The following is a 3,369-nucleotide window of genomic DNA, read 5'->3' as shown; positions in this document are numbered from 1 at the left end:
GTTTTAATAGATGACCGCTTTTTTGAAATGGGTTCATTATAACGTTTAGTTTCTTTCATGCTCTATCACACTCTCATATATATTTCGTTCTTTATAGCCTATATCCCATTTGACGAGAGTGCAAACAAAAAGTTGCAGTTTCCAATAAAAATAAGGCTGCAACTAATTTGTATGTATATTCAATTCGGCTCATAATTTTTTCAGCATGCCATAGGTTCAAAAAAAACCAGCTTAGGTGCAGTTTCCTCATCTGAAGATGCGCACTCTTATTTTGATTACTATATTCTATATTATGGGGAAAAAGATACGCATAATTCAAATTAAAATAGTTCCATAGGCTTTATGAACCCACTAATTCGATAATTTTTCTAGAGTTTTTGGTTTATTTTTAAATCTAATGACATATAAAGACTCTAGAAAAATTCTAGAGTCTCTACTAATTTTTATATATTTATTTATTATTGATATTTTTAAACTTCCACTTCTCCGATTTATTGTCGTAGTAAGCGCCTTCGACCGAAGTCTTTTTGCCTTTTGAAACAATAATGAAGTAGTCATTGAAGCCCTCTGTGATTTCATTGTCTTGTGCATCAATGAATGACATATCTTTTAGTTTTAAATCATCTTTAATTTTGCTTTGATTTTTCTCTTTCAACAAACCTTTTGGTACTTGATATTCCAAGTTGAGCGTGAATTCGCCACTTGCCGCAAGGACATCAAAGTTTTCAGAAGTGATGGTGAATGAACCTGTTGCAAGATCGATACTTACATTTTTATCTGCATCATTGATTTTATTGACTGCAGCTTCTGTGAAACGAATTCCAATATGTCCCGCTTCATGTTCAACTACTCCGTCTATTTTGATAACAGATGTAGAGGTGTCAATTTCATCCTCAGTAACTACGACTCCTCCATCTTCAGTTGCAAAGACGTTAACGAGGATTGTCACTGAGTTGTCTCCATATTGTGCAGTAATTGTTGTTGATCCTTCTGCTTTTGCAGTGATGACACCTTGCTCAACTGAAATGATGTTCGTATCGAACCCACTATATATAGCTCCAGCTGCTACATCTTTAATAGTTGTTGTACCATCATATTTTGTTGCTGTTTCAGTTAATTTGAATTGTGCCGTTTGTCCAGATTCTAATTCAAAGTTAGTTTTGTTAGAGGCTAGTGTATACGTATCTTCTTTGTGTACGTCTACTTGGATTAATACAGGATCATGGTCAGATGCACGTCCATGAATATTCATATAATTAGCATTAATATGGATCATGTCAACTAATGTTTTAGCTGCTAAGTTATTTGTAACTAAAACATGGTCAAGAACCTGATTATTTCCTTGATAGTAATAAGAAAAACGTTCACCAGCTGGTACTTTTTCGATCATATTTGTTAAGATGCCGCCTTTAAGTGCTGCAAGCGTTGGTGTGAATTCGAAATCATTCATGTCACCAGCTACAATTACTTTTAAGTTCGGATCTTGTTCTTGTCCTTTTTGTATAAAGTTGTTAATCATTGTTGCAAGTTCAATCCGTTCTGCTTCAGAACCTAAAAATGGAGGTTGATTTTTTCCGAATAACGGTTGGTCTCCACCTTTTGAGTTTAAGTGAGCGCCAATCACGACTACTTTTTCACCTTGGAACTCAAATTGAGCTGCTAATGGTTTACGTGTGTTTTGTTGTGGCAAGTCAAGAATACGTCCAGGATTTTTTGAAAGTTCTCCATCTACCCAAGTTACCGCTTCCGTTGTCCCGCCTTTTGTTCCTTCTGCAAGTGTGACACGTTCAGGATTGTATAGGTAACCTACGCGGATGTTACCACCTGGTGCTCCACCATCTTGATTGTATTCAGGGGCGATGTCAGTCCACTCGTAAGTTGGACCTCCTTCAGCGACGATTGCTGCTATCAGGCGCTCATAACTTGCAGAAGCATCTGTGTTACCAGAAGCAGTTTCACCATCATTATCCTGAACTTCTACTAGTGTAATAATGTCAGGAGATTTCATGTTCACAACAAATGATTTCGCGATTTTCACGACTTTCTCATCAGGTGTGTTCGCTATGTTAGTAGAGAAGTTTTCTACGTTATAAGAAGCAACGTTTAGTTTGTCTTCTACTGGGTCAATATCAGTTACTAAATTTGGTTTTTCAACACGTGTGATTGTAGGTAAATCTACTTCTTCTGTCCAAAGTTTGAAGTTACCGAAACCGAAGCCCATAACTCCAACTATATCACCTGTGTAGAAGTCGCCAGATTTAGCATCGTAATTTCGATTATCGATTTTTACGAAAATACGCTCTGGATTGTAATCATTTGCMGAGATATTGATTCCGCCTAGTACGTTGAATTCGTTGTTTGTTGAGTTTTCTGCAACAACTGCGATTTCACCGTTCAATTGAGGACCAATAACTTTTGCATTTGGAACTGCTAGACGCATTAATTCAACAGATTCCCAGAAATCAATACCGTCTTCAGCCGGATCAAATGAAGTCAATCCGTCGTTTTCGATGTTTTCAGTAACTGGGAAGATTTCTGTACCAATAACCAGTGGTGCAGGAAGTTCATGTGTACCGTTTGCAACTGATGTCGTTGCACGAATACGTGTAACTGGTAAGTCATTTGTTTTCATATCTGAGTAACCTTCGTAATACCATTCTTCGACAGTTCCTTCAACAGTTACTAAGTCGCCGACTTTTAAACCATTTGAAGCTTTGTTTACGATAATTGCTTCGGACGTCGTGTTGTCGTTATCCGGGTTAACATCTTGGATAACGAAGTTTGCTGAGTTATAAAGATGTGTTACCACACCAGTGATATCTTTTACATTAGCACCTTGGTAATCTGAATAGTGACCTTCGCCTTGAATGTCACGAATTACTAGGTTGTCCACTTTCAAGACGTTATAAGTAAATGAGAAAACTTCAGAAGTCGTATCACTTATAGCAACAGCTTTAATTGTTGTGTCTTTTGCTAATGTAATTGGTGTTGTGTATTTTGTACTTGCCGCAGTAGGCGTTGATCCGTCTACTGTATAGTAGATAGCCGCACCATCAATTGGTGTCAATAACGAAATTTCTGTGCCTTCAGATACTGTTCCTGGGAAAATATCTGTGTAGACAGCAGGCTTGTTCACTAAGTCAAAGCTTTCTAAGCCTAGTGTTTTAACTTGATACGTTGTGTTGAATTTAGAAGCGATTCCTGATACATGGACAAGATCGCCAATCTTGTAGCGTTTAGAGAATTCGTCATAAGCTAAGCCATTACGGTTATCGTTTCGGATAACAACCGATTCCCCATTTTCATGTGTAGCTGTGAATTCGAACGTTCCAAAGTCGTTTACTTTTGTAAGATTAGTGATTGTTACAT

1 protein-coding gene is annotated in these 3,369 nt (G+C 37.3%); it reads right to left on the bottom strand.

The annotated features are described in order from the left end of the window. Positions 1 to 451 precede the first annotated feature (451 nt). On the bottom strand, positions 452 to 3,369 hold a 2,918-nt coding region (locus tag AC1DOS_RS18880; protein ID WP_477538744.1), incomplete at its 5' end, for a chitobiase/beta-hexosaminidase C-terminal domain-containing protein.

It is taken from the genome of Paenisporosarcina sp. P5_A11, assembly GCF_056400705.1.
Note: the sequence above shows the minus strand (reverse complement) of the source record. Positions and strands in the feature narration are given on the sequence as shown.